The 20,801-nt window shown below is 51.8% G+C and carries 21 protein-coding genes; 17 read left to right on the forward strand and 4 right to left on the reverse strand.

Going from position 1 to position 20,801, the window contains the following annotated elements; genetic code table 11:
* The first annotated feature begins 96 nt into the window (after positions 1-96).
* From trxA to MFLA_RS11710, 4 genes are all read left to right on the forward strand, one after another.
* Positions 97-423, forward strand: coding sequence for a thioredoxin TrxA (gene trxA, locus MFLA_RS11695; RefSeq protein WP_011480510.1), 327 nt, complete (start codon positions 97-99; stop codon positions 421-423).
* A gap of 135 nt (positions 424-558) precedes the next feature.
* Positions 559-1,818, forward strand: a complete 1,260-nt coding sequence (rho, locus tag MFLA_RS11700; RefSeq protein WP_011480511.1) for a transcription termination factor Rho — start codon at positions 559-561, stop codon at positions 1,816-1,818.
* A 126-nt stretch (positions 1,819-1,944) separates the two neighbouring features.
* Positions 1,945-2,187 (forward strand): type B 50S ribosomal protein L31, encoded by a 243-nt coding sequence (locus tag MFLA_RS11705; RefSeq protein ID WP_011480512.1) that lies wholly within the window; start codon positions 1,945-1,947, stop codon positions 2,185-2,187.
* 113 nt (positions 2,188-2,300) lie between these two features.
* Positions 2,301-3,977, forward strand: a complete 1,677-nt coding sequence (locus MFLA_RS11710) for an ArnT family glycosyltransferase (RefSeq protein WP_011480513.1) — start codon at positions 2,301-2,303, stop codon at positions 3,975-3,977.
* A 15-nt stretch (positions 3,978-3,992) separates the two neighbouring features.
* On the opposite strand, the gene MFLA_RS11715 is transcribed toward MFLA_RS11710, so the two are convergent.
* Positions 3,993-4,340 (reverse strand): winged helix-turn-helix domain-containing protein, encoded by a 348-nt coding sequence (locus MFLA_RS11715; protein ID WP_011480514.1) that lies wholly within the window; start codon positions 4,338-4,340, stop codon positions 3,993-3,995.
* A 125-nt stretch (positions 4,341-4,465) separates the two neighbouring features.
* On the opposite strand from MFLA_RS11715, the gene moaA reads away from it, so the two are divergent.
* The 4 genes from moaA (at position 4,466) to glp (ending at position 7,984) form a co-directional block, all read left to right on the forward strand.
* Positions 4,466-5,473, forward strand: a complete 1,008-nt coding sequence (gene moaA, locus MFLA_RS11720) for a GTP 3',8-cyclase MoaA (protein ID WP_048811721.1) — start codon at positions 4,466-4,468, stop codon at positions 5,471-5,473.
* A gap of 122 nt (positions 5,474-5,595) precedes the next feature.
* A complete protein-coding gene (mobA, locus tag MFLA_RS11725; RefSeq protein ID WP_011480516.1) occupies positions 5,596-6,174 on the forward strand; it encodes a molybdenum cofactor guanylyltransferase MobA in 579 nt (192 codons plus the stop codon).
* Positions 6,171-6,719, forward strand: a complete 549-nt coding sequence (mobB, locus tag MFLA_RS11730) for a molybdopterin-guanine dinucleotide biosynthesis protein B (protein ID WP_011480517.1) — start codon at positions 6,171-6,173, stop codon at positions 6,717-6,719. The genes mobA and mobB overlap by 4 nt, the downstream gene beginning before the upstream one ends.
* Entirely contained in the window at positions 6,716-7,984 is a 1,269-nt protein-coding gene (gene glp / locus MFLA_RS11735; RefSeq protein WP_011480518.1) for a molybdopterin molybdotransferase MoeA, read from the forward strand. Before mobB ends, glp begins: the two co-directional genes overlap by 4 nt.
* Positions 7,985-8,021: 37 nt before the next feature.
* Here glp and MFLA_RS14950 read toward each other — a convergent pair whose 3' ends face one another.
* Positions 8,022-8,924 (reverse strand): LGFP repeat-containing protein, encoded by a 903-nt coding sequence (locus MFLA_RS14950; protein WP_011480519.1) that lies wholly within the window; start codon positions 8,922-8,924, stop codon positions 8,022-8,024.
* A gap of 152 nt (positions 8,925-9,076) precedes the next feature.
* Between MFLA_RS14950 and MFLA_RS11745 the strand changes: the two genes are divergently transcribed.
* The 4 genes from MFLA_RS11745 (at position 9,077) to MFLA_RS11760 (ending at position 13,618) form a co-directional block, all read left to right on the forward strand.
* On the forward strand, positions 9,077-9,853 hold the full coding sequence (locus tag MFLA_RS11745; RefSeq protein ID WP_011480520.1) for a GntR family transcriptional regulator: 777 nt from the start codon (positions 9,077-9,079) through the stop codon (positions 9,851-9,853).
* 6 nt (positions 9,854-9,859) lie between these two features.
* A complete protein-coding gene (locus tag MFLA_RS11750) occupies positions 9,860-10,840 on the forward strand; it encodes a PfkB family carbohydrate kinase (protein ID WP_011480521.1) in 981 nt (326 codons plus the stop codon).
* 83 nt (positions 10,841-10,923) lie between these two features.
* On the forward strand, positions 10,924-13,044 hold the full coding sequence (locus tag MFLA_RS11755) for a TonB-dependent receptor family protein (RefSeq protein ID WP_011480522.1): 2,121 nt from the start codon (positions 10,924-10,926) through the stop codon (positions 13,042-13,044).
* A gap of 220 nt (positions 13,045-13,264) precedes the next feature.
* Positions 13,265-13,618, forward strand: a complete 354-nt coding sequence (locus MFLA_RS11760) for a hypothetical protein (RefSeq protein WP_011480523.1) — start codon at positions 13,265-13,267, stop codon at positions 13,616-13,618.
* 102 nt (positions 13,619-13,720) lie between these two features.
* Here the strand turns inward: MFLA_RS11760 and MFLA_RS11765 are convergent, their stop codons facing one another.
* Both MFLA_RS11765 and MFLA_RS11770 read right to left on the reverse strand, forming a co-directional pair.
* On the reverse strand, positions 13,721-14,320 hold the full coding sequence (locus MFLA_RS11765) for a cytochrome b (protein ID WP_048811722.1): 600 nt from the start codon (positions 14,318-14,320) through the stop codon (positions 13,721-13,723).
* A 68-nt stretch (positions 14,321-14,388) separates the two neighbouring features.
* The gene (locus MFLA_RS11770; RefSeq protein WP_011480525.1) at positions 14,389-15,342 is read right to left on the reverse strand and encodes a beta-propeller fold lactonase family protein; all 954 of its coding nucleotides are present in this window, start codon (positions 15,340-15,342) and stop codon (positions 14,389-14,391) included.
* A gap of 146 nt (positions 15,343-15,488) precedes the next feature.
* Between MFLA_RS11770 and MFLA_RS11775 the strand changes: the two genes are divergently transcribed.
* From MFLA_RS11775 to MFLA_RS11795, 5 genes are all read left to right on the forward strand, one after another.
* Positions 15,489-16,433: a quinoprotein relay system zinc metallohydrolase 2 gene (locus MFLA_RS11775; protein WP_011480526.1), complete on the forward strand. Its 945-nt coding sequence runs from the start codon at positions 15,489-15,491 to the stop codon at positions 16,431-16,433.
* 164 nt (positions 16,434-16,597) lie between these two features.
* The gene (locus tag MFLA_RS11780) at positions 16,598-17,338 is read left to right on the forward strand and encodes an energy transducer TonB (RefSeq protein ID WP_011480527.1); all 741 of its coding nucleotides are present in this window, start codon (positions 16,598-16,600) and stop codon (positions 17,336-17,338) included.
* The gene (locus MFLA_RS11785) at positions 17,335-18,804 is read left to right on the forward strand and encodes a sensor histidine kinase (RefSeq protein ID WP_011480528.1); all 1,470 of its coding nucleotides are present in this window, start codon (positions 17,335-17,337) and stop codon (positions 18,802-18,804) included. Before MFLA_RS11780 ends, MFLA_RS11785 begins: the two co-directional genes overlap by 4 nt.
* A gap of 88 nt (positions 18,805-18,892) precedes the next feature.
* Positions 18,893-19,348, forward strand: coding sequence for a peroxiredoxin (locus MFLA_RS11790; RefSeq protein ID WP_048811723.1), 456 nt, complete (start codon positions 18,893-18,895; stop codon positions 19,346-19,348).
* 12 nt (positions 19,349-19,360) lie between these two features.
* On the forward strand, positions 19,361-20,758 hold the full coding sequence (locus MFLA_RS11795; RefSeq protein WP_011480530.1) for a PhoH family protein: 1,398 nt from the start codon (positions 19,361-19,363) through the stop codon (positions 20,756-20,758).
* Positions 20,759-20,801: the final 43 nt, after the last annotated feature.

Raw genomic sequence — 20,801 nt, forward strand, 5'->3', positions numbered from 1 at the left:
CGCTAGGATAGCGGAATTGCTTGGCATGCTATAGTCACAATCCAGCTGGTGCACAAGAGTCACCCAGCATAACCAAAATCATCACTAGAGGTTCAAATGAGCGAACATATTACCCATATCAGCGACGATACTTTCGACCAGGAAGTTTTACAGTCCCAGCTGCCTGTTCTGGTTGACTACTGGGCGGAATGGTGTGGTCCTTGCAAGATGATCGCTCCAATCTTGGACGAAATTGCCAAGGAATATGCTGGCCGTCTGAAGATCGCCAAGCTCAATATCGATGAAAACCAGAACACGCCGCCAAAGTATGGCATTCGTGGCATTCCAACCCTCATGTTATTCAAGGATGGTAATGTGGAGGCCACCAAGGTTGGCGCACTTTCAAAATCCCAACTTACGGCATTTATTGACAGCAATATCTAATAGCGCTACTCTGGCGCCAGGCTCCATCTAAAACAAAACGCTTATAAGCGTCTGAACGCCACAGGAGCCTGGCGGTCATCCTTCAAACAATCCCCGTTTTGCAGCACATCCGATCTTCAACGAGCCTTTCCAAATATGCATTTATCAGACCTGAAGCACCTTCCTGTCACTGAACTAGTCGAAATGGCGATCGCCAATGAGATTGAAGGCGCAAGCCGTATACGCAAACAGGACTTGATCTTTGCGATATTGAAGAACAAGGCCAAGAAAGGCGACAGCATCTTTGGCGATGGCACGCTGGAAGTCCTGCAGGACGGGTTCGGCTTCCTGCGCTCCCCAGACACTTCCTACCTTGCCGGCCCTGACGATATCTATGTTTCGCCTTCGCAGATCCGTCGCTTCAATCTGCATACTGGAGACACGATTCAGGGCGAGATCCGCACTCCGAAAGATGGAGAACGCTATTTTGCGCTGGTGAAAGTGGACAGCGTCAACGGCGAGGCGCCAGAAAACAGCAAGCACAAGATCCTGTTCGAAAACCTGACGCCCCTTTTCCCCACCAAGCCGCTGGTGCTTGAGCGCGACATCCGCAGCGAAGAAAACATCACAGGCCGCGTCATCGACATGATCGCGCCGATAGGCAAGGGGCAGCGAGCCCTGCTGGTAGCGCCGCCCAAGTCGGGCAAGACAGTGATGATGCAGCACATTGCCCATGCCATCACGGCCAACCATCCAGATGTGGTACTCATCGTGCTCATGATCGACGAGCGGCCAGAAGAAGTCACGGAAATGACCCGCTCAGTAAAAGGCGAGGTGGTCGCGTCCACCTTCGATGAACCTGCGACCCGCCATGTGCAAGTCGCAGAAATGGTGTTGGAGAAAGCCAAGCGCCTAGTCGAACACAAGAAAGATGTCGTGATCCTGCTCGACTCCATTACCCGCCTTGCGCGCGCTTACAATACTGTAGTACCAGCCTCTGGCAAGGTTCTGACCGGAGGGGTGGATGCCAATGCACTGCAGCGCCCCAAACGTTTCTTCGGTGCTGCCCGCAACATTGAAGAAGGCGGTTCGCTCACCATCATCGGCACGGCCCTGGTTGATACCGGGTCCCGCATGGACGATGTCATCTATGAAGAATTCAAGGGTACCGGCAACTGCGAACTGCACCTTGACCGCCGCATGGCCGAGAAACGCATCTATCCAGCCATCAACGTCAACAAATCCGGTACTCGCCGTGAAGAGCTGCTGATTGAAAAAGATGTGCTGCAGAAAATATGGGTATTGCGCAAGCTGCTTTATCCGATGGACGATCTCGAGGCCATAGAATTCCTGCTCGACAAGCTCAAGGCCACGAAGAATAATGCCGACTTCTTCGACTCAATGCGTAGGGGTTAACACTGCAGTCCGCTCGGAGCGAGTTGCAATTTATTGATAAGCATTGATATAATGCGCGACTTCCCTGCTAGGCAGGGACCCATACACTGGCCCGCCGCACAAACCGGCATATAGAGGTAAAACATTATGAAACCTGGCATTCATCCAGAATACCGCGAAGTTGTATTCCAAGACATCGGTGCTGATTTCAGCTTCCTGACACGCTCCACCATTGCCGCAAAAGAAACCATCAAATGGACAGACGGCAAGGAATACCCATTGGTGAAGATTGAAGTGTCCTCCCAGTCTCATCCATTCTACACAGGCAAGCAGAAGATTCTCGACACTGCTGGTCGTGTTGAAAAATTCCGTCAGAAATACGGCATGTAATCCAAAAATCACATGTTGCGGAAAAAGGCAGCCTGGGCTGCCTTTTTTGTTTTCCATACGATGACCCCGTGATTAAAATGGGCAGGTATCAACAAAAATACTAAAGGATATACATGGCATTCGAGCTTGAGCACGATTGGCAGGCACACTTGGCAACTCCTCGCGCACGCGTTGGCGAGCGCGCCAAGACGCACCTGCTGATCCTGCTCTGCATTGCATGGATATTTCTCGGACTGATCGGACACGAACCCTGGAAACCGGACGAGGCGCAGACTATCAGCATCGTCAAGAACATGACGGAAGGCAAAGGATTGCTGGCTCCGATCGCCGCAGGACAGCAGTCGATAGAATACCCTCCACTGTATTACTGGAGCGCCGCAGGGTCTGGCAAACTATTGTCGACCATTCTTCCTTTGCATGACGCTGCCAGGCTGATCAACAGCGTCTGGATGGCCATCACCCTGCTCATGGTCGGCATGCTGGGGCGCGAACTCTGGGGCGTTGGCATTGGCCGGCAGATTACCTTTGTCTTCATTGCCTCGATTGGCCTCGTGGCCTCTTCGCACCTGCTGATGCCACAAGTCGCCTCTCTGGCCGGGCTGTCAATGACATTGTATGCCTTGGCACTTGCTAAGCGTCGTCCGATCAGGGCATCGGCACTGCTAGGATCAGGCATAGGAATCAGTTTTCTTGCGACGGGGCTGGCTAGTGCGCTCATCCCTATCGCCACCATGCTGCTGCTGCCCATTCTGTTCAGTCAATGGCGCAGCAAGAGTTTTGCCGTTGTCGCTGCACTAAGCCTGCTGGTTGCCAGCCCGTGGCTTTCCATCTGGCCTTGGCTGCTATACAGCACTGACCCAATGCAATTCCACACCTGGTGGCACAACAGCCTCTCCGGCTCAGGGACGGTCACTTACCCTTATATCCTGCGCACACTGCTCTGGTATTCCTGGCCAGCGCTGCCCATTGCCGCATGGGGTGCGTGGCGTTACCGCGCCGTACTCTTCATCAAACCCAAAATGCAGTTGTTGCTGGTCTTTTTTGTAGTCAGCATCATCATTATCGGTGTCGCGTTCGAGCGCCGCGAGATCCATATCCTGCCCATCTTGCTACCGTTAGCCGCCCTGGCGGGAGGAAGTATCGAAACATTGAAGCGCGGGGCTGCTGGCGCACTGGACTGGTTTGGCTTGCTATTATTCGGCCTGCTGGGGGCGCTGATCTGGCTCGGCTGGTTTGCCATGCTGACAGGCGTGCCCGCCAAGATTGCCGAACGCATGCAATTCCTAGCGGCCACCCAGGAAGCGCACCTGAACATTCTAGCCCTGGCTGCAGCCCTGACCGTCACTATTATCTGGCTGTTTGTGGTTTCAAACAGCCAACGTTCCAATCGCGGTGCGCTGACCAACTGGGCCGTCGGCATGACAATGGCATGGGGGTTATTGATGACACTCTGGCTGCCCTGGATAGACAACGCACGCGGCTACAAGCATGTCTTTGAAGCGCTCAATGAAGCTATGCCCGCGCAATATGCATGTATCAACAGCTATGGCGTAGGCGCTGCACAGACCGCTTTACTTGACTACTATACCGGCTTGACCATCCAGCCACAGCGCGCTCCCCGCAGCCATCACCCGGCCTGCGATCTTTACCTGGTGCAGGAAGACAGCCGACACGTCACCCTGACTCCCGGTGATGACTGGCAGCTGATATGGTCTGGCAACCGTGCCTTGGACAGGCGCGAAAGCTTTAGGCTCTTCATGCGCCGCCCCAGTTCGTCAGCGGAAGATTAAAGATACCGGGCAATATTAAAGCGGTTGTAGCAAAGACGCCAATGCCTCTGCATCCTGAGCGATACAGCTGCTGGCCTTGGCCTCCATCGCACGATAGCGTGCCAGCACATCATGTCCGAATGGCGTGACCTTCGCACCACCACCATGGCTCCCGCCCGTCGCTGTTGCGACCAGCGGCTCGCGAAAACTTTTATTCATGGCATCCACTAGATCCCAGGCACGCTTGTAGGACATTCCCATAGCCCGCGCACCTGCAGATATCGAGCCACTTTTGTCTATGGCTTCCAATAAATCAGCCTTTCCTGGGCCGATCGCAACCAAATGCTGATATGGCAGGCGGATCTTGATACTGATTGCGCTCATATGGAATTTTCACCTCTTTCCAAGGTCGTATAGACATTATCTTGACGATAGATTGTTAGTATTGACCGAAGGACTTACAATCCCCACATCTTATCGCATCCATGCCAGGCCTGAATAGCCGTCCAATGCCCAGCTCCGCCTACACTCCCGAGTTGATCGACCAGTTTGGTCGCCGGGTGGATTATATACGTCTATCGATTACGGACCGATGCGACTTCCGCTGTGTCTACTGTATGGGTGATGACATGGTTTTCCTGCCACGTGAAGACGTGCTGTCCTTAGAGGAATGCGCCCGCCTCGTACGCACCTTTGTCACACTAGGTGTCAGCAAGGTGCGCATTACCGGTGGCGAACCCCTGGTACGCAAAAACGCGTTGACCCTTTTTCAAGAAGTGGGTCGCCTACCCGGGCTGCGTGAATTGACAATGACCACCAATGGCTCGCAGCTTGAGCGTTACGCCCACGACCTGAAAAAGGCCGGGCTTAGTCGCATCAATATCAGCATGGATAGCCTTGACCCTGAGCGTTTTCGCAAGATCACCCGCGTAGGCGACCTCGACAAGGTGCTGCGTGGCATTCAGGCAGCCAAGGATGCGGGGTTCACCCATATCAAGCTCAATACGGTCCTCATGCGCGGTATCAATGATACCGAAGCGATACCCCTGCTCGAGTTTGCAATCCAGCACTCCTTGGATATCGCTTTCATCGAGGAAATGCCGCTGGGCGAGGTTGATCATAGCAGGGGCGACACTTATGTCAGCAACCAGGCAACGCTCACATTACTGCAAGCCCACTTCCCACTGATCAGCAGCACCGAAACGACGGGCGGTCCGGCCCGCTACTGGCGAGTTGCACATACCAATACCCGCGTAGGCTTCATCTCGCCACACAGTCACAATTTCTGCGAGGCATGCAACCGCGTGCGCATTACCTGCAAGGGTGAACTCTATCTTTGCCTGGGACAGGAAAACAAGGTCGATCTCATGCCCTTGCTGCGCGATCACCCCCACGATGACCAGCCCCTAAGAGAGGCCATTATTGCCTCCATGCAAATCAAACCCAAGGGCCATGACTTTGACCTGCGTCGTCAGGCGCCTTCTGTCATCCGCTTCATGTCACAGACTGGCGGCTGACCACACCGGGCTGCATGATGACACCACGCTGTAGCAACAATAAAAATTAAAGTAAAATTTTACATTTCATCATCAGGGCTATTGGCATTGCTGATGAGTCATTCAATAGCCGACAAAATCATATGAGTATTACAGGTATCGTACTTGCTGGTGGAAAAGGCACACGCATGGGTGGCGCAAACAAAGGCCTGCTTGAATTCCATGGCCGGCCCATGGTCGCGCATGTACTACATCGCCTTGCCCCGCAAGTGGATGAGTTAATGATCAATGCCAACCGCGAGATCGAGCGCTATCGCCAGATGGGCTACCCCGTCATCCAAGATGAAATCAGCGGCTTTGCTGGTCCACTGGCCGGCTTGCATGCGGGAATGCAGCATGCGCAGCACCCTTACATCCTTACCGTACCATGCGACTCACCACTTCTGCCGTCCAACCTGGCAAAGCGCCTGATCAATGCATTGATTGAGCGGGATGCGGATATCGCTATTGCAAAAACCGGCACACAAGCCCATCCTGTCTTCAGCTTATGCCGCAAGGCTTTGCTTCCAAAGCTGGAGTTGTTTCTGGAGCGAGGTGAACGCAAGATGACAGAGTGGATTGCAGAACTCGACAGCATCGAAGTCTCTTTCACAGACCAGGCGCCAGCCTTTACCAATATCAATACTCCGGAAGAATTGCGGATATTGGAGCAGGCAGCATGAACACCCTGGTATTCCCTCGCCCTGTTTTAGGCTTTTGTGCCTATGGCAGCGGTTCGGGAAAAACAACGCTACTTACCCGCCTGATCCCGGTGTTGACTGCCCGTGGCTTGCGCATTTCTGTAATCAAGCACGCACACCACAAATTCGATGTGGACAAACCGGGCAAAGATAGTTATCGCCTGCGCGAAGCTGGGGCCGTGCAGACATTGGTAGCTTCGGATATCCGCTGGGCATTGATGACCGAACGCCAGCGCATCCCTACTCAACAAAATGAGCCGGCCAACCTGCCAGAGCTGCTTTCCCAGCTCGATCCCGATGTCGTTGACCTCGTGCTGGTCGAGGGTTTCAAACAGGCAGACATCGACAAGATCGAGATTCACCGCCCCAGCCTTGGCTACCCGCTGCTGGCACCAGAAGACCGCCATATCATCGCCGTAGCCGCTGATGGCCCTGTCACAGGTCTGGCCGTGCCGACGCTGGACTTGAACAACCCTGAGGCGATGGCCGATTTTATTACTCACTGGATGGAAGACCGGACATCATGACCATGCAATCCTCATTCAACCAGCTCATTAGCTGCCAAGGTGATTATGACCCTGACTCCCTGCCAGTAGAGCAGGCAAGAAAATTCATCCGTCAATTCCTCAGTCCGGTCAGCTCCACCGAGACATTGCCCCTGAAAGCCGCCCGTGGGCGCATCCTCGCATCCGATGTCATTTCACCATTGAATGTTCCTAGCCATGACAATTCGGCCATGGATGGATTCGCCCTCCACAGCCGCGACATCAATGCAGGATCCTTGAGAATCATTGGTACTGCATATGCAGGCAGGCCATTTTCTGCCACCGTGAAATCCGGCGAATGTGTCCGCATCATGACTGGAGCAGTCATGCCTGAAGGTACGGATACCGTCATTATGCAGGAGCGCACCCAGATAGCCGATGGCATCATGACCATGCTTGAAGCGCCGAAGCCATTGGCGAATGTGCGGTATGCAGGCGAAGATCTCAAGGTTGGCCAAATCGTGCTGCAAACTGGGCGCAAACTCCGTCCCGCGGATATTGGCCTGATCGCATCATTAGGTATTGGCGAAGTACTGGTGTACCGAAAACTAAAGGTAGCCTTCTTCTCAACCGGCGACGAATTGGTCAGCATAGGCAAACCATTGGGTGAAGGGCAAATATATGATAGCAACCGATACACCCTATACGGCATGCTGGAAAGTCTGGGGAACGTCGAAATCATGGACATGGGCGTGGTTCCCGATGCCCCGCAGGCATTGGAGGACATGTTGATCCAGGCATCTTCCCAAGCGGATGTGATTCTGACCAGCGGCGGTGTTTCCGTTGGCGAAGCCGACTTTATGAAGCAGCTATTGGAAAAACTAGGCCAAGTCGTATTTTGGAAAATTGCCATGAAACCCGGCCGACCACTGGCCTATGGAAAGGTTGGGGAAGCACATTATTTCGGCCTGCCAGGCAATCCTGTCTCCGTCATGGTCACCTTTTACCAATTTGTTCGCGATGCCTTATTATACCTGATGGGGCAAAACCCGGTCCCAATGCTGCCATTGCTGAAAGTTCGATGTGTCGAACCCATTCGCAAGCTGGCAGGACGTACGGAGTTCCAGCGCGGCATCCTGTTTGCCGACCCATCAGGCACATGGCAAGTACGCCCCACTGGCAACCAAGGCTCTGGCATCCTGCGCTCCATGTCTGAAGCCAACTGCTTTATTGTGCTGGGTGACCAAGTAGGCGACCTTCCCGGGGGGTCAGAAGTCGAGGTTCAAGTAATGGAAGGCATGTTGTAGGCACGCCATCCCATGCAGGGATAGCGCGCCTCTTGAACTAGTTGAACTTCTGCAGATGCAGATGTTCACTCAAGTCGATTTTCATTCCCTTTTGCAGCTTCATTTTCTGTACGTGATGAGACAGCAAGGCGTATTGCACCCATGCTCCCCTCGCCCGGGTCCAGTTAACCACACCGCCTTGAAACCTGCTCTGGCGGCCGCCGCCCTTGCGCGGCTCTTCATCTGAAATCGGGTATCCGAGCTTGCTGCGCTCCCAGCCTAGAGTAGCCCATTGATTGCGAATCACGCCGCGTACCGACCACGCTCCTGTCTTAGAAGTCCAATAAATGGATCCGCCCTCAAAGTGGTGATAACGCCCGTTCCCATCCGGAGTGCCGAGTTCATCGGTCAATGCCCTGCCAAGAAAACTTTGCACCCCTCCCAGGGCGGCATACTTTTCACCAATCGCCCCGCTCACCTCGAACTCGCGGCGGACGCTTTCGACGATGTGATTGAAATTCATCTGGATCACCGAGGGAAATGCGGCACGCCCGCCATGCTCCCCGAGTTGTCCGATGAAATTGGAGACACTGTTCAGTATCTTGCTCGCCACATTGGCGATAGCACCGTACTCCTGACCGAATATGCTGGCCGCTTCAGTCACTAGGCCGGTGTCGAACTGGGGATTGCCCTGTATTTGAACCTGAGTACGCCAATTTACCAGCGTGCCCTGGCTGTCAAATTGCATCTCGAGTTGGCAATGGTCATCTTTTGCTCCGCCACGAATATGATCCAGTTTGGTGAATAATTGCAGCCCACCTCCTATTGGGGTCGATACTGTGGGCTTGTAGGTACGGTAATTACTTCCCGCCGCCTTATACTCAGCAGCCGTCCGGCTTTTAAAACGCCACCCACCCAATCTGCTCCCCAGCTCGTTGAAGTCCAATGTTATTTTGGCCATGCTAAACCTCCCTGATTGAAGATAAGAAAGCCAATATTATTATACTTTTATAGTTATAGATATATCTTAATATGCCGTCCTGAAATATATTCCTGTTGAACGATCGTCGCAGTGGAAGTTAATATGCCATTGAATTTTTATGGATCCAATGTGTGTCATCATTACGCCCACTCAAAGACAATGTTCCGCCCATCACCAACCTGATCAGATTGGATAAGCACTCACCTATCCCACTCTATGCACAACTGTATCAGCAGCTTGAATCCCTGATATTGCAGCAGGAGCTCAAGCCAGGCACGCAATTGCCAACCGAGGCTGCTTTCTCGGAAGCGCTAGGAGTCAGCAAAATCACAATCAAGCGCAGCTATATGGAACTGCGCAACCGCAAGCTCATCACCAGTAATCGCAAGGGCGGTACCACCGTCCTCACCCCTGGACGGCTTGACACCCACATGTTCAAGCTGCGCGGCTTCACCGATGAGATGCGCGAGTTGGGCATGACACCGTCCACCCGCATTCTGAACCGCTCCATCGTCAATGACCGTGGCCTCGCCTCCATGTTCGGCCTCAACTCCAACACGCCCCTCCTCAAGCTGGAGCGCATTCGCTGCGGAGACGAGAAACCCCTATCCCACGAAGTTGCGTGGTATAACCTGCACCATTTGCCAGAACTCGCTTCAGCAGACTTGCAGGGATCCGTCTATCACACCATCAACCAACAATGCCGGCATCGCCTTGACTGGTGTGAGCAAACCGTAGAAGCCGTGCTTTCCAATGCGGTAGAAAATCAGGCATTCGGTTTCAGCACACCTCAGCCTTGTCTGTTGATCAAGCGCCGCAGCTATTCGCAAGATGGCATCCTGCTAGAATACGTGGAGGGCACATTCCGTGGCGACGCCTATGCCTACCGCGTCAAGATGAAAGGCTGAGCGCGCATGCTGGCAAGCTTCACACCCACCACCTCGCATGCCTACATACTTGCCAGCCTCATGATCGCGCATATCTATTTCGTGCGGCGCTTCCCGGCACCAGGCGAATCATTTCAGGCAGATGGCTTCTACTGCGAAACCGGTGGCAAGGGACTAAATGTCCTGATCGGACTGCACAAGCTTGGGATCCCCGTGGACGGCATACTGCCTTGTGGCCGAACCCCATCATCACGACAGCAGCACCTTGAGGTATTGTCGCAATGGGCACTCGACCATATCGCTGCACCCATCACCGCCGAATACAATGGTCACGGCGTCGCACTCATCGATGAACAAGGGCAAAATCAAATCATCGTTCACCCCGGGGCCAACGCCTTGCTTGGAGAAAATCACGTCCAGCCCCACGCAACCTCCATCCAGCGGGCCAGCCTCGTCTACGCTCCCTTTGAATTGCCTGATTCCGCCATATTGGCTGCCTTCAAGATCGCACATTCGGCCGGCCGCATGACAGTGCTCAACCCATCTCCCTATCGAGATATCTCCCCCGAATTACTCGCGCTCACCGACGTATTCATCCTGAATCAAACCGAGGCACAAGCATGGCTGAATGGCATGCCCGAGCATTTCGCCTCATGCGAAGCAGCACTCACTTGGCTGCGCGTCATACGATTCAACCAGCGCTTTGCAGGAAAGTCCATCATTCTCACCCTAGGCTGCAAGGGCGCAATTGCCTTATTGGAAAACGGCAATACCTACACACACACAGGCTTTATCACCCCAACCGTTGATACGATCGGGGCAGGCGACGCCTTTGCCAGTGCCTTGCTCGCAAGCCTGTTACGTGGCGACTGCGTCAACACTGCCTTGCGGCATGGCTGTGCCAGCGCCAGTCTTACCATCCGTCAGCGTGGACTTCTTGCTCACTTGCCTAGCGAAAAAGTGTTGCATGACTTCCTGAATGGTGAAGGTTCAACGATAAATTCATGATTATCTTGATAGTCAAGACAATAACTTTCACCTAAGCTCGCCAGACTTATAAAACAATCGAAAAGTATCATTGGGGAGTCACCATGCATCATTCCAGATTTCATTTCAAACTCATTCCACTCGCTGTAGTGAGCACATGCTTCGGCAATGCAGCCTTTGCAGAAGACAGCATGCCATCCTCTCAAGGCGGCCTTCAAATCGTTTCCCCGGTGGTAGTCACAGCCACCCGCGCGGCACAAAGAAGCTTTGATCTGCCTGTCGCCATTGACCTGGTCGATAAGGAAAACATCCAGAATGGCCTGCCGCAGATGACCTTGTCCGAAAGCCTGATCCGCGTTCCGGGCATCACAGCACAAAACCGCACGCAAATGGCACAGGATCCGCAGATTTCCACGCGCGGTTTTGGAGCCCGCTCTGCATTTGGCGTACGCGGTGTACGCTTATATGTCGACGGCATCCCTTTAAGCTTCCCGGATGGCAGTGGCCAACCAGGCAGCGTGGACTTGGGTGTCATGCAGGGCATTGAAGTCATGCGAGGCCCCTTCTCGGCACTTTATGGCAACTCCTCCGGCGGCGTTGTGCAATTGCTGACAGAAAATGCGCCTGCAGGCCATGAGTTATCAGCGGGAGTATTATTCGGCAGTTACAACACACATCGAGAAAATGCGCGCGCAGCTGGTACTGCGGATGGACTGGAGTACCTGATCAACTACAGCAACTACTCCTCCGACGGCTATCGCGATCATAGTCGTAACAAGAAAGAACAGGGTACAGCCAAGTTCAGTTTCAACTTAAGTGAAGACACCAAACTCACCACATTGATCAATTGGTTTGATCAGAAGGCAGATGATCCTCTTGGATTAACCCGAGCTGAAGTTCGTGCTGATCATAACCAAGCCGCCCCCAGCGCATATCGCGCAGACACGCGTGTATCTCGTAGCCAGACTCAGGTCGGCTTCAATCTTGAACATAAAATCAACGACAATAATTCCATCAACCTGATTTCTTATGTTGGCACCCGCAGAAACGAACAATACCTCTCTATCAGCCAAGTCAATGGTAATGGTCGCGCAAGCTCTATTGATCGTGAGTTCTGGGGAGCCGACCTGCGTTGGAATAATAAGGGCGAATTAATAAGTCGTCCTTACTCCATCAGTCTAGGCCTGACATACGGCAAGATGAATGATGATCGCTTAGATATTGAGGCGGTAAATGGTATTAAAACAGGCACATTGAATCGAGATGAAGAAAATATTGCCACCAATTCCGATCAATATATCCAGGCACAATGGTCGGTATTAGATAGCCTAAATTTGCATTTTGGCGCTCGCCGCACCAAGGTCAAACTGGAAGTTGACGATCATCGTGGCACCAACGATGGCAGCGTCACTTATGAAAAAACTACGCCCGTTTATGGCGTGGTTTGGAAAGTTTCTCCAATCTGGAATATCTATGCAAATTATGGCAAGGGCTTCGAAACTCCCACTTTTGCTGAAGCAGCTTATGCCACCGTTACCCCTGCAGTTACTGGCCCGAACTTAGGCTTAAAGCCTAGCGAAAGTCGCAACTTCGAAGTTGGTACAAAGGCATTTATCGGCAGCAATACTGTTGCTAATCTAACTTTGTTCAATGTACGTACTGATGATGAAATTGTAGTACAGCAAAACCTAAACAATAATGTCACCTATATGAATGCTAGCAAAACTAAGCGCAATGGTGTTGAATTATCAATTGACTCCAAACTCGCTAACAATATTTCGCTATTTGGCTCTTACACCTTGCTACGCGCAAAATTTGATGACACCTACTCTTATCCTGTAACTCGCTTTGGGAACACTACCATCAATACAGTTCAGTCAGGCAATTACATCCCAGGAACTTATCGATCCCAAATTTATGGTGAAATTGCGTGGAAACATCAAGCTAGCGGCTTCAACACTGCCTTTGAAGCTCGGCACAATAGCAAGGTGTACACTGACGACCAAAACAGCGACTCTGCCCGTTCATATACGCTTTTCAATATCCGCGCAGGCTTCCAGCAAAAACTACAGAACTGGCGCTTCAGTGAGTACGTTCGCGTAGAAAATATATTCGACAAGGACTACATTGGCTCGATCCGTGTCAATGACGGTAATAGACGCTTCTATGAACCTGCTGCAGGCCGCAACTGGCTGTTGGGCCTCAACGCCACCTATATTTTCTAGACTTTCCTCACATCATTTCTGAATAAAAAAGGATGCTGCAATTGCAGCATCCTTTTTGCTTTCTAGAGAATCCTTACTTTCAACATCGACCTTCGTCACTTCGATTTTCCCGAAGTATTGATCAGGGAACAATATGTTTTTCTGTTTGTCTATGACTAGTAAGATGTGAACCATTGCAAGACACAATATTAATTAATTCATTATTCAGGAGAAGATCATCATGAAAAAGACAGTTGCAATGTTAGGTTTGGTACTTGCTGCTTCCTGGGGCGCTGTTGCTCAGGCAGAAGAGCATAATGCAGCATTGTTCGATCATCAGGTGCTGGCCGCAGCGGCCATCAATCCTAACCGCCTGGCTACCGATGCACGTGTTGCGGAGTCTTCTGCCGTGATTACTCATAAGGATGTGGTGCAGTCCCGCAACAATCGTCCTCACTTCAGGCACCACTTCAATGTGAACCGTATCGACACAAGCGGAATCAGTGCTGATCGCCTTGCCGGGAAGAAGTTTGTCTATGTGACTCATCCCAAGCATCATTTCAAGGTAAAGCGCTATGTCGGTGGTATGCAGTAAGCTGTAAAGATCAGGCAAGCTCAGATCATTCTGGGCTCCATCAGCCAACACCCTCAGGATAATATCCTGAGGGTGTTTTTATATGGGAATACTGCTACCGCCTCAGTCAAAAAATGACATTCGCTTCAAAGTGTTATCCTTGTCAATGAACTGGTGCTTAAGTGCAGCGGCAATATGCAAGCCGATTAATACTATGAGTATTGATGCAGAGAAGCCATGCGCATCCACAAAGAAATCCCGCCATCCAGGGTTATCCAACCCCGGCAGCACCGGCACCGAAAACCAGTGCAAGCCATATTTGCTATAAAGCGTCGTCAGTAATCCTGTGAGTGGCATCAGCACCATCATCAGGTACAGCAAATGATGGGTACCATGGGCCACTACTTTTTCCCACCGCTTCATCGACGCTGGCAAAGCTGGAGGCCGATGCATGAGCCGCCAATACAGTCTTAAAGCGACAAGTAGCAACACGGTAAAACCGATAGATTTGTGCAGATTGAAATAAAAGGTTCGCGGCGTTGCAGCCTCGGTAAGATGAAAGGTATATATCCCCAGGTCAAATAGATCAATGTCGGTCACCTTGCCGCTGCCACGGGGCAGTTCGTTCATATACCAGCCAAGCGCAAACAGGAAGAGGATAACGATAGCGATCAGCCAATGTAGCATGATAGCCACCTTGGTATACCTGTCAGGGTTATTCATGGCAATTCCAAGCTATAAGCCTGGCATTTGACAGTGATTGCCAAGTGCCAGGGCAGGGTCAACGATCTCTAATGAATGAATACACCCCATGGGGTATCACCCACTGGAATTTCCTTCAGCGCCTTGTCAGCAACTGTATCCACAACCGTGACCGAGTTTGATTTGCCATTGGCAACATATAGCTTCTTGCCATCCGGGGTCACCGCCATATTCCATGGTCGCTTACCGACTGGAATAGTAGTGATCACTTTATTGGTTGCAGTATCGATGACAGAAAGATTAGCATCCCCTCCATTGGATATATAGACCTTTTTGCCATTAGGCAATACCTTCACCCCATTCGATCTCTGCCCCACAGGAATAGTCGCAATCACTTCATGCTTGCTGGTATCGAAGACAGAGACAGTACCTGCGGCCTCATTGGCGACATAGGCACGTGAACTATCGGGCAGGAAGCCAATACCGCGGGGGCGATCGCCGACTTCAACCAATTTGATGGAAGAGCGCTTCGCCACATCAACGACATCTACATACTTGGCTTCTTCGGCACTGACATACATCCACTTGCCGTCGGGACTGAATTCGGCATGTTCAGGATTCTTGCCTTGCATCGGAATGATAAAGCTCACCTTATGGCTATCAGTATCAATCACGGCGACACTATTGTCTTCCTCGTTTGCTGCGGCAATCCATTTGCCATCATGCGAAATGCCAACACCCTCCGGCGATTCCTCGAGCTCAATCTTGTCAGTCACTTTCTTGGTCTTGAGATCAATGACCAGCAACGCATTCTGCTTCTGGTCGCTCACAAAAATATATTTACCATCCTTCGTAATGGCGGCACCACGAGGCTTCTTGCCTGCATCAAAGGTCTCTACCACGCTATCAGTCTGGGTATCAATCACTGAAATCGTCCCCGATTTCTCATTGGTAGAGTAGGCGAAAGGGGCCGCGAGCAAAGTGCTCGAAAATGCTAGCGCCGCTGCCGCTGTCATGAGCTTTATCTCAAATTTACATTGCATATACATTCTCCAATAGTCTTTTTAACGCGTTATAGTTGTCGTTTAAACGCATTGTTTCAGACGCTGCGATACTTCTCAAGTTCAATTGGGGTATTTACAGAATTGTATATCCCCATTTAACATGCAATTTTTGCATTCCCTCATGTATGGTTCGTCAGCTCATCCATTGCATTGCCCCTCTATTCTACGCTGTCAGCCTGCTGGGGATACCATCATGTGCGCATAGCCAGCCATCAGCACTGTCTGTGCAACAAGTAGCGCCTGGGGTCTATATGCACCAAGGTGCCCATCTCGACCTGGACGATGGGTACCAGGGAGATATCAGCAATATCGGCTTCATCATTGGCGCAAAAGGAGTGGCCGTTATTGACACGGGCGGCAGCCGGCAGGTAGGTGAGGCCCTGCTCTCCGCCATTCGAGAAATAACTGACCTGCCTGTTTTGTATGTCATCAACACCCACATTCATCCTGACCATATTTTCGGTAATGCAGCCTTCAAACAGGAGCATCCAGTATTCATCGGCCATGCCAAACTGCCGAATGCCATGGCACTGCGTGGCGAAGCTTATTTACGCCAAGGCCAAAAGCTTCTCGGCATACAATTTTCGGAAAGCGAGATCATCCCACCCACACAACTGGTAGCGTCCTTTCAGGAACTAGATATTGGGGGGCGAAAGCTGCTGTTGACAGCGTACCCGAACGCCCATACCAATACCGACCTTACCGTATTGGATGAGACCACCGGCACACTATGGACGGGGGATCTGCTTTTCATCGAACGCGCTCCCTCCATAGATGGCGATATCAAGGGATGGCTGTCTGCCATTGAAGACTTGCAGAAGTTGACCGGAATACAGCTTGCAGTGCCCGGCCATGGGCCCGCCACGCAAGATTTGCAAGGCGCCTTGAGTAATCAGGCCCGTTACCTCAACCTTTTACTGCATGATGTCCGTAAAGCCATCAAGCAGGGGCACAGCATGCAACAGGCGATGGAAAGTGCTGCAGCTAGCGAGTCTGGTCACTGGCAATTGTTCCATGAAGTCAACCGACGCAATGTCAATCTGATTTATCCTGTGCTCGAATGGGAATAATTTCATGAAGGCATCCAGGGTCGGTCTATAATTAACAATGCTTTCTTTCTAATAATCCATCACAAATCACCCACATCTTGGTTGCGATCTCCTACTCAGCCCCTGCTCAGATAAACCGGCATAACATCGGCTGGGCTGTTCTCGCGTCGTTGGCACTCCATATCATGCTATTCATGCAATTGCCTGCGCTGAACTTTACGGCTCCGGAACCGATTGAACAGACAACGCTTCAAGTCGAGCTGGTAACGCAACAACCCACTCTGGCTCCATCCGTTGCCTTGCCGGAGCCAGATACCATCAACCCACCGGCACCAGTCAAGCAGCCAGACCCAGAGCCCGTCCCCGTCGTGCACAAACCGGCGCCCGCGCCGGTGCCCTCCCCTCCCAGACCCGTCACAAAACCGCCAGAACCTGCTCTTGCAGAGCCATCCCCTGAAGCACATGAAACCACAGAAGCGACCAGCCCGACGACTGTCCAAGAAGTCATGACAGCGCCTCCGGGAGATGAACCAACACCATCAGCCCAGCCTGCCCCTGCCGCACCTCCTGTGCATGAGCCTGCACTACCACCCCAGCCAGCGGGCCCGAGCCAGCAGGATATCGAGGCAGCACGCAATTTGTATGGATCCCTGCTTTCACAGGCCATTGCCAAGCACAAACAGTATCCGAGGATTGCCCAAATGCGGGGATGGGAAGGCGAGGTTTTATTGGAGGTGCATTGTGATGAGACCGGCCACGTGCTGTCGACACACGTGAAAAAATCCAGCGGTCATCAAGTATTGGATGAGCAAGCCATCACCATGGTGAGAAAAGCCTCTCCCTTGCCACAGCCGCCAGAAATATTGCGTAACACCAAGAACCTCGTCATCTTGGTGCCGATTCCTTTCACACTGGAATCGTCATGAGCAGTCGGCCCCACGCCAAGTCGTTGAAAGATGTTTTACTGATTCATGAGTTGACGTTCTTCCTGCTGGTCATCCTTGCCGGAGCCGCGGGCGTCATAGGAATGCGCATCTGGGATAAGTCATCCCAGGAATCCCAACGCATTCACCTCATGGTCCAGGAAATCCAGCAAACACGTGGTGACTTGTATAGACAAATGAAAGAGTTGTTCGACCTGCACTTTTTGAAAGACCCGCAAGCACAAGAAGAATATAACGTCTATACGCTTTCAATCGACGCACACTTCCGCAAGCTTCTGGCACTTTCCGCGGACAGCCAGGAAAGGTCAGCCATTCAGGAACTGAATGCCAGCTATCAGGATTTAATCCAGGAAACCCAGCATATCTTTACCCTGGTAGAAGGCTACAATAATGCCGAGCTGGAAAAGGCATTGAATACCCATTTGGAATCCAGCATCTTTCATCATTATGAAATTATTTCCGCACGGGCCGAGCGCTTGCTGCTTCTGAAGCACAGTGAACTTTCTGCACGTTTGGAAGACGTCAAGCACATAGCCTTCACCCTATTGATTATCCCCATCGGACTGGCGTTGCTGCTCCTGGTGTTTTCCCACATTTTCCTCAAACGAGCCATTGTGTGGCCCATCCGCAATGTCTTGCATGCCACTCGCGAAATCAGTGCGGGCAACCTGGACCACAAGGCGCCTGAAGAAGGTGTTGCTGAGTTAGCTGCATTGTCGTGCGCTATCAATAGCATGGCGCAAGAACTGAGCCGGAGCCAAGAAGCATTGGTGCGCTCGGAGAAGCAAGCGGCGCTTGGGCTGCTGGTACCAATGCTGGCCCACAACATCCGTAACCCATTGGCCAGCATCCGTGCTACAGCCCAAGTAGCAGACAGTGCCAATCTCGACCAGGAAACACGCGACTCACTCACGGCCATCATCAATACCGTGGACCGTCTAGACCGCTGGACTCGTGCCTTGCTCGCGTACCTACATCCATTGAAGCCCCATGCCAGCGCCATGACCCTGCGCCAGGTATTGCAAGGCGCGCTATCGCCCTTGCAGCAGAAAATCCAGGAAAAGCAGATATCGATACAACTGCCAGACTGGCAGAATGTGAATGACAACATGTTTACCGACGAGAACCTGCTTGAGCAGGCACTATACAACCTGTTACTGAATGCCGTGGAAGCGTCCCCGCCATCAAGCGCAATCACCATTGAGTGTGATATCGCCGAAGACAGCATACGTCTTAGGATCAGCGACCAGGGGCCAGGCATGCCATTCATTCCAGACCCTCATGCCGCCAGCCCCGCCCCCACCACAAAACGCTTTGGCACAGGGCTGGGAATTCCTTTTGCATTCAAGGCAATGGAAGCACTATCAGGACATATCCATTTCAATCATCAGGTAAAGGGCGGCACCATGATTGACATCGTCCTGCCGCGCGACTATGAGCCGCAATGAAGCCAATGAGCAGAAGACGCCCATAAACTTGCTTGCCATCTTTGCTGTTTTTATCAACAATGGGAGCGTCTAGAATTTCATGTCTACTATGTTGAATCAAGCAATTCCCGACTTTGAATTACCTTCTACCAGCGGAAAAATCTTCAAGCTATCTGATTATATTGGCAAAAAGCTGATTATTTACTTCTATCCAAAAGACAATACCCCTGGCTGTACCAATCAAGGCAAAGACCTGCGCGATCTCTATGAAGCATTTAAGGCCAGCAATACCGATATTGTCGGGATCTCGCGCGATAGTCTCAAATCTCACGAAAACTTCAAAGCGAAGTTCAGCTTCCCTTTTGAATTACTATCAGATTCCGAAGAAAAAGCCTGTACGTTGTTCGACGTAATCAAGATGAAGAAACTTTATGGTAAAGAAGTACGTGGTATAGAACGCAGCACTTTCGTTGTCGATGAACAGGGTGTCCTGATTCGCGAATGGCGGAAAGTAAAAGTTGACGGTCATGCACAGCAAGTGCTCGAATTCATTCAATCCCTTTAAAAAGGCAGCCAGATGATCAGAAAGCGCACGGCAAGCACCAAACTGTTTGTACTTGACACCAACGTGCTCATGCACGATCCATCAAGCCTGTTCCGCTTTGAGGAACATGATATTTATCTTCCCATGGTCACGCTGGAAGAACTGGACAACAATAAAAAAGGGATGACAGAGGTGGCCCGCAATGCGCGCCAGGCAAGTCGGAACCTAGAGGAGATCGTGGGTAGTAACCTCGCAGGCCTGGAAAAAGGCTGTCCACTTTCGATGAACGGCAACAAGCATGTCAGCGGCAAACTATTTATGCAGACAGAGGCCGTGACGACAGAATTGCCCATGCTGGCAGGCAGCAAGGCCGACAACCAGATACTAAGCGTGGTGCTCAGCCTGCAGGCGTCCCAGCCCAGCCGGGAAGTGGTTCTTGTCAGCAAGGATATCAATATTCGCATCAAGGCACGCGCAATTGGTGTGGCTGCGGAAGACTACTTCAACGACAAGGTGCTGGAAGACACCGACCTGCTCTACACCGGCATGAAAGAGCTTCCCGCCGACTTCTGGGACAAGCACAGCAAGGCCATGGAGTCATGGCAGGATGCAGGTAGAATGTTTTACCGCATCACCGGGCCGCTATGCAAAGGCTTTCTGGTGAATGAGTTCGTCTATTACGAATTCGAAAAGCCGTTCCATGCCATCGTACGCTCAATTGAAGGAAATACAGCCGTGCTGGAAGTCGTCAAGGACTACACCCAGCCCAAACACAACATCTGGGGCATCACAGCCCGCAATCGAGAACAGAACTTCGCCCTCAACCTGCTGATGGATCCCGATGTAGACTTCGTGACGCTGCTTGGCCAGGCTGGCACTGGTAAAACCTTGTTGACGTTAGCCTCAGCACTGACACAAACATTAGATAAGAAGATTTACAGTGAAATCATCATGACACGTGTCACTGTCCCGGTCGGAGAGGATATCGGCTTTCTACCCGGCACAGAAGAGGAGAAAATGGCGCCGTGGATGGGGGCTTTGGAAGACAACCTCGACGTACTCAACAAATCCGACGAGGACGCCGGGGAATGGGGCCGCGCAGCGACCCAGGATCTAATACGTACCCGTATCAAGGTAAAATCATTGAACTTCATGCGTGGACGCACTTTCCTACATAAGTTCCTCATTATTGATGAAGCCCAGAATCTGACGCCAAAACAGATGAAAACGCTTATTACGCGTGCTGGACCCGGGACGAAAGTGGTTTGTTTAGGTAATATTGCGCAAATCGACACGCCTTACCTCACAGAAGGAAGTTCCGGCCTGACCTATGTTGTCGATCGCTTCAAGGGCTGGAAGCATAACGGACACATTACCCTGGTTCGCGGAGAGCGATCCAGGCTGGCAGACTTTGCCGCAGAAATATTGTAATAATCGGTCAATACCATGACTCAATCTGGCACAGCCAGTCATA

Origin of the sequence: Methylobacillus flagellatus KT (assembly GCF_000013705.1) — a bacterium.
Lineage (GTDB): Bacteria > Pseudomonadota > Gammaproteobacteria > Burkholderiales > Methylophilaceae > Methylobacillus > Methylobacillus flagellatus.

What these genes read in the sequence shown, in the direction of transcription:
- trxA (WP_011480510.1), top strand. Translation starts at nt 97, where the DNA reads ATGAGCGAACATATTACCCATATCAGCGACGATACTTTCGACCAGGAA.
- rho (WP_011480511.1), top strand. Translation starts at nt 559, where the DNA reads ATGCATTTATCAGACCTGAAGCACCTTCCTGTCACTGAACTAGTCGAA.
- MFLA_RS11705 (WP_011480512.1), top strand. Translation starts at nt 1,945, where the DNA reads ATGAAACCTGGCATTCATCCAGAATACCGCGAAGTTGTATTCCAAGAC.
- MFLA_RS11710 (WP_011480513.1), top strand. Translation starts at nt 2,301, where the DNA reads ATGGCATTCGAGCTTGAGCACGATTGGCAGGCACACTTGGCAACTCCT.
- MFLA_RS11715 (WP_011480514.1), bottom strand. Translation starts at nt 4,340, where the DNA reads ATGAGCGCAATCAGTATCAAGATCCGCCTGCCATATCAGCATTTGGTT.
- moaA (WP_048811721.1), top strand. Translation starts at nt 4,466, where the DNA reads ATGCCCAGCTCCGCCTACACTCCCGAGTTGATCGACCAGTTTGGTCGC.
- mobA (WP_011480516.1), top strand. Translation starts at nt 5,596, where the DNA reads ATGAGTATTACAGGTATCGTACTTGCTGGTGGAAAAGGCACACGCATG.
- mobB (WP_011480517.1), top strand. Translation starts at nt 6,171, where the DNA reads ATGAACACCCTGGTATTCCCTCGCCCTGTTTTAGGCTTTTGTGCCTAT.
- glp (WP_011480518.1), top strand. Translation starts at nt 6,716, where the DNA reads ATGACCATGCAATCCTCATTCAACCAGCTCATTAGCTGCCAAGGTGAT.
- MFLA_RS14950 (WP_011480519.1), bottom strand. Translation starts at nt 8,924, where the DNA reads ATGGCCAAAATAACATTGGACTTCAACGAGCTGGGGAGCAGATTGGGT.
- MFLA_RS11750 (WP_011480521.1), top strand. Translation starts at nt 9,860, where the DNA reads ATGCTGGCAAGCTTCACACCCACCACCTCGCATGCCTACATACTTGCC.
- MFLA_RS11755 (WP_011480522.1), top strand. Translation starts at nt 10,924, where the DNA reads ATGCATCATTCCAGATTTCATTTCAAACTCATTCCACTCGCTGTAGTG.
- MFLA_RS11760 (WP_011480523.1), top strand. Translation starts at nt 13,265, where the DNA reads ATGAAAAAGACAGTTGCAATGTTAGGTTTGGTACTTGCTGCTTCCTGG.
- MFLA_RS11765 (WP_048811722.1), bottom strand. Translation starts at nt 14,320, where the DNA reads ATGAATAACCCTGACAGGTATACCAAGGTGGCTATCATGCTACATTGG.
- MFLA_RS11770 (WP_011480525.1), bottom strand. Translation starts at nt 15,342, where the DNA reads ATGCAATGTAAATTTGAGATAAAGCTCATGACAGCGGCAGCGGCGCTA.
- MFLA_RS11775 (WP_011480526.1), top strand. Translation starts at nt 15,489, where the DNA reads ATGGTTCGTCAGCTCATCCATTGCATTGCCCCTCTATTCTACGCTGTC.
- MFLA_RS11780 (WP_011480527.1), top strand. Translation starts at nt 16,598, where the DNA reads ATGCTATTCATGCAATTGCCTGCGCTGAACTTTACGGCTCCGGAACCG.
- MFLA_RS11785 (WP_011480528.1), top strand. Translation starts at nt 17,335, where the DNA reads ATGAGCAGTCGGCCCCACGCCAAGTCGTTGAAAGATGTTTTACTGATT.
- MFLA_RS11790 (WP_048811723.1), top strand. Translation starts at nt 18,893, where the DNA reads ATGTTGAATCAAGCAATTCCCGACTTTGAATTACCTTCTACCAGCGGA.
- MFLA_RS11795 (WP_011480530.1), top strand. Translation starts at nt 19,361, where the DNA reads ATGATCAGAAAGCGCACGGCAAGCACCAAACTGTTTGTACTTGACACC.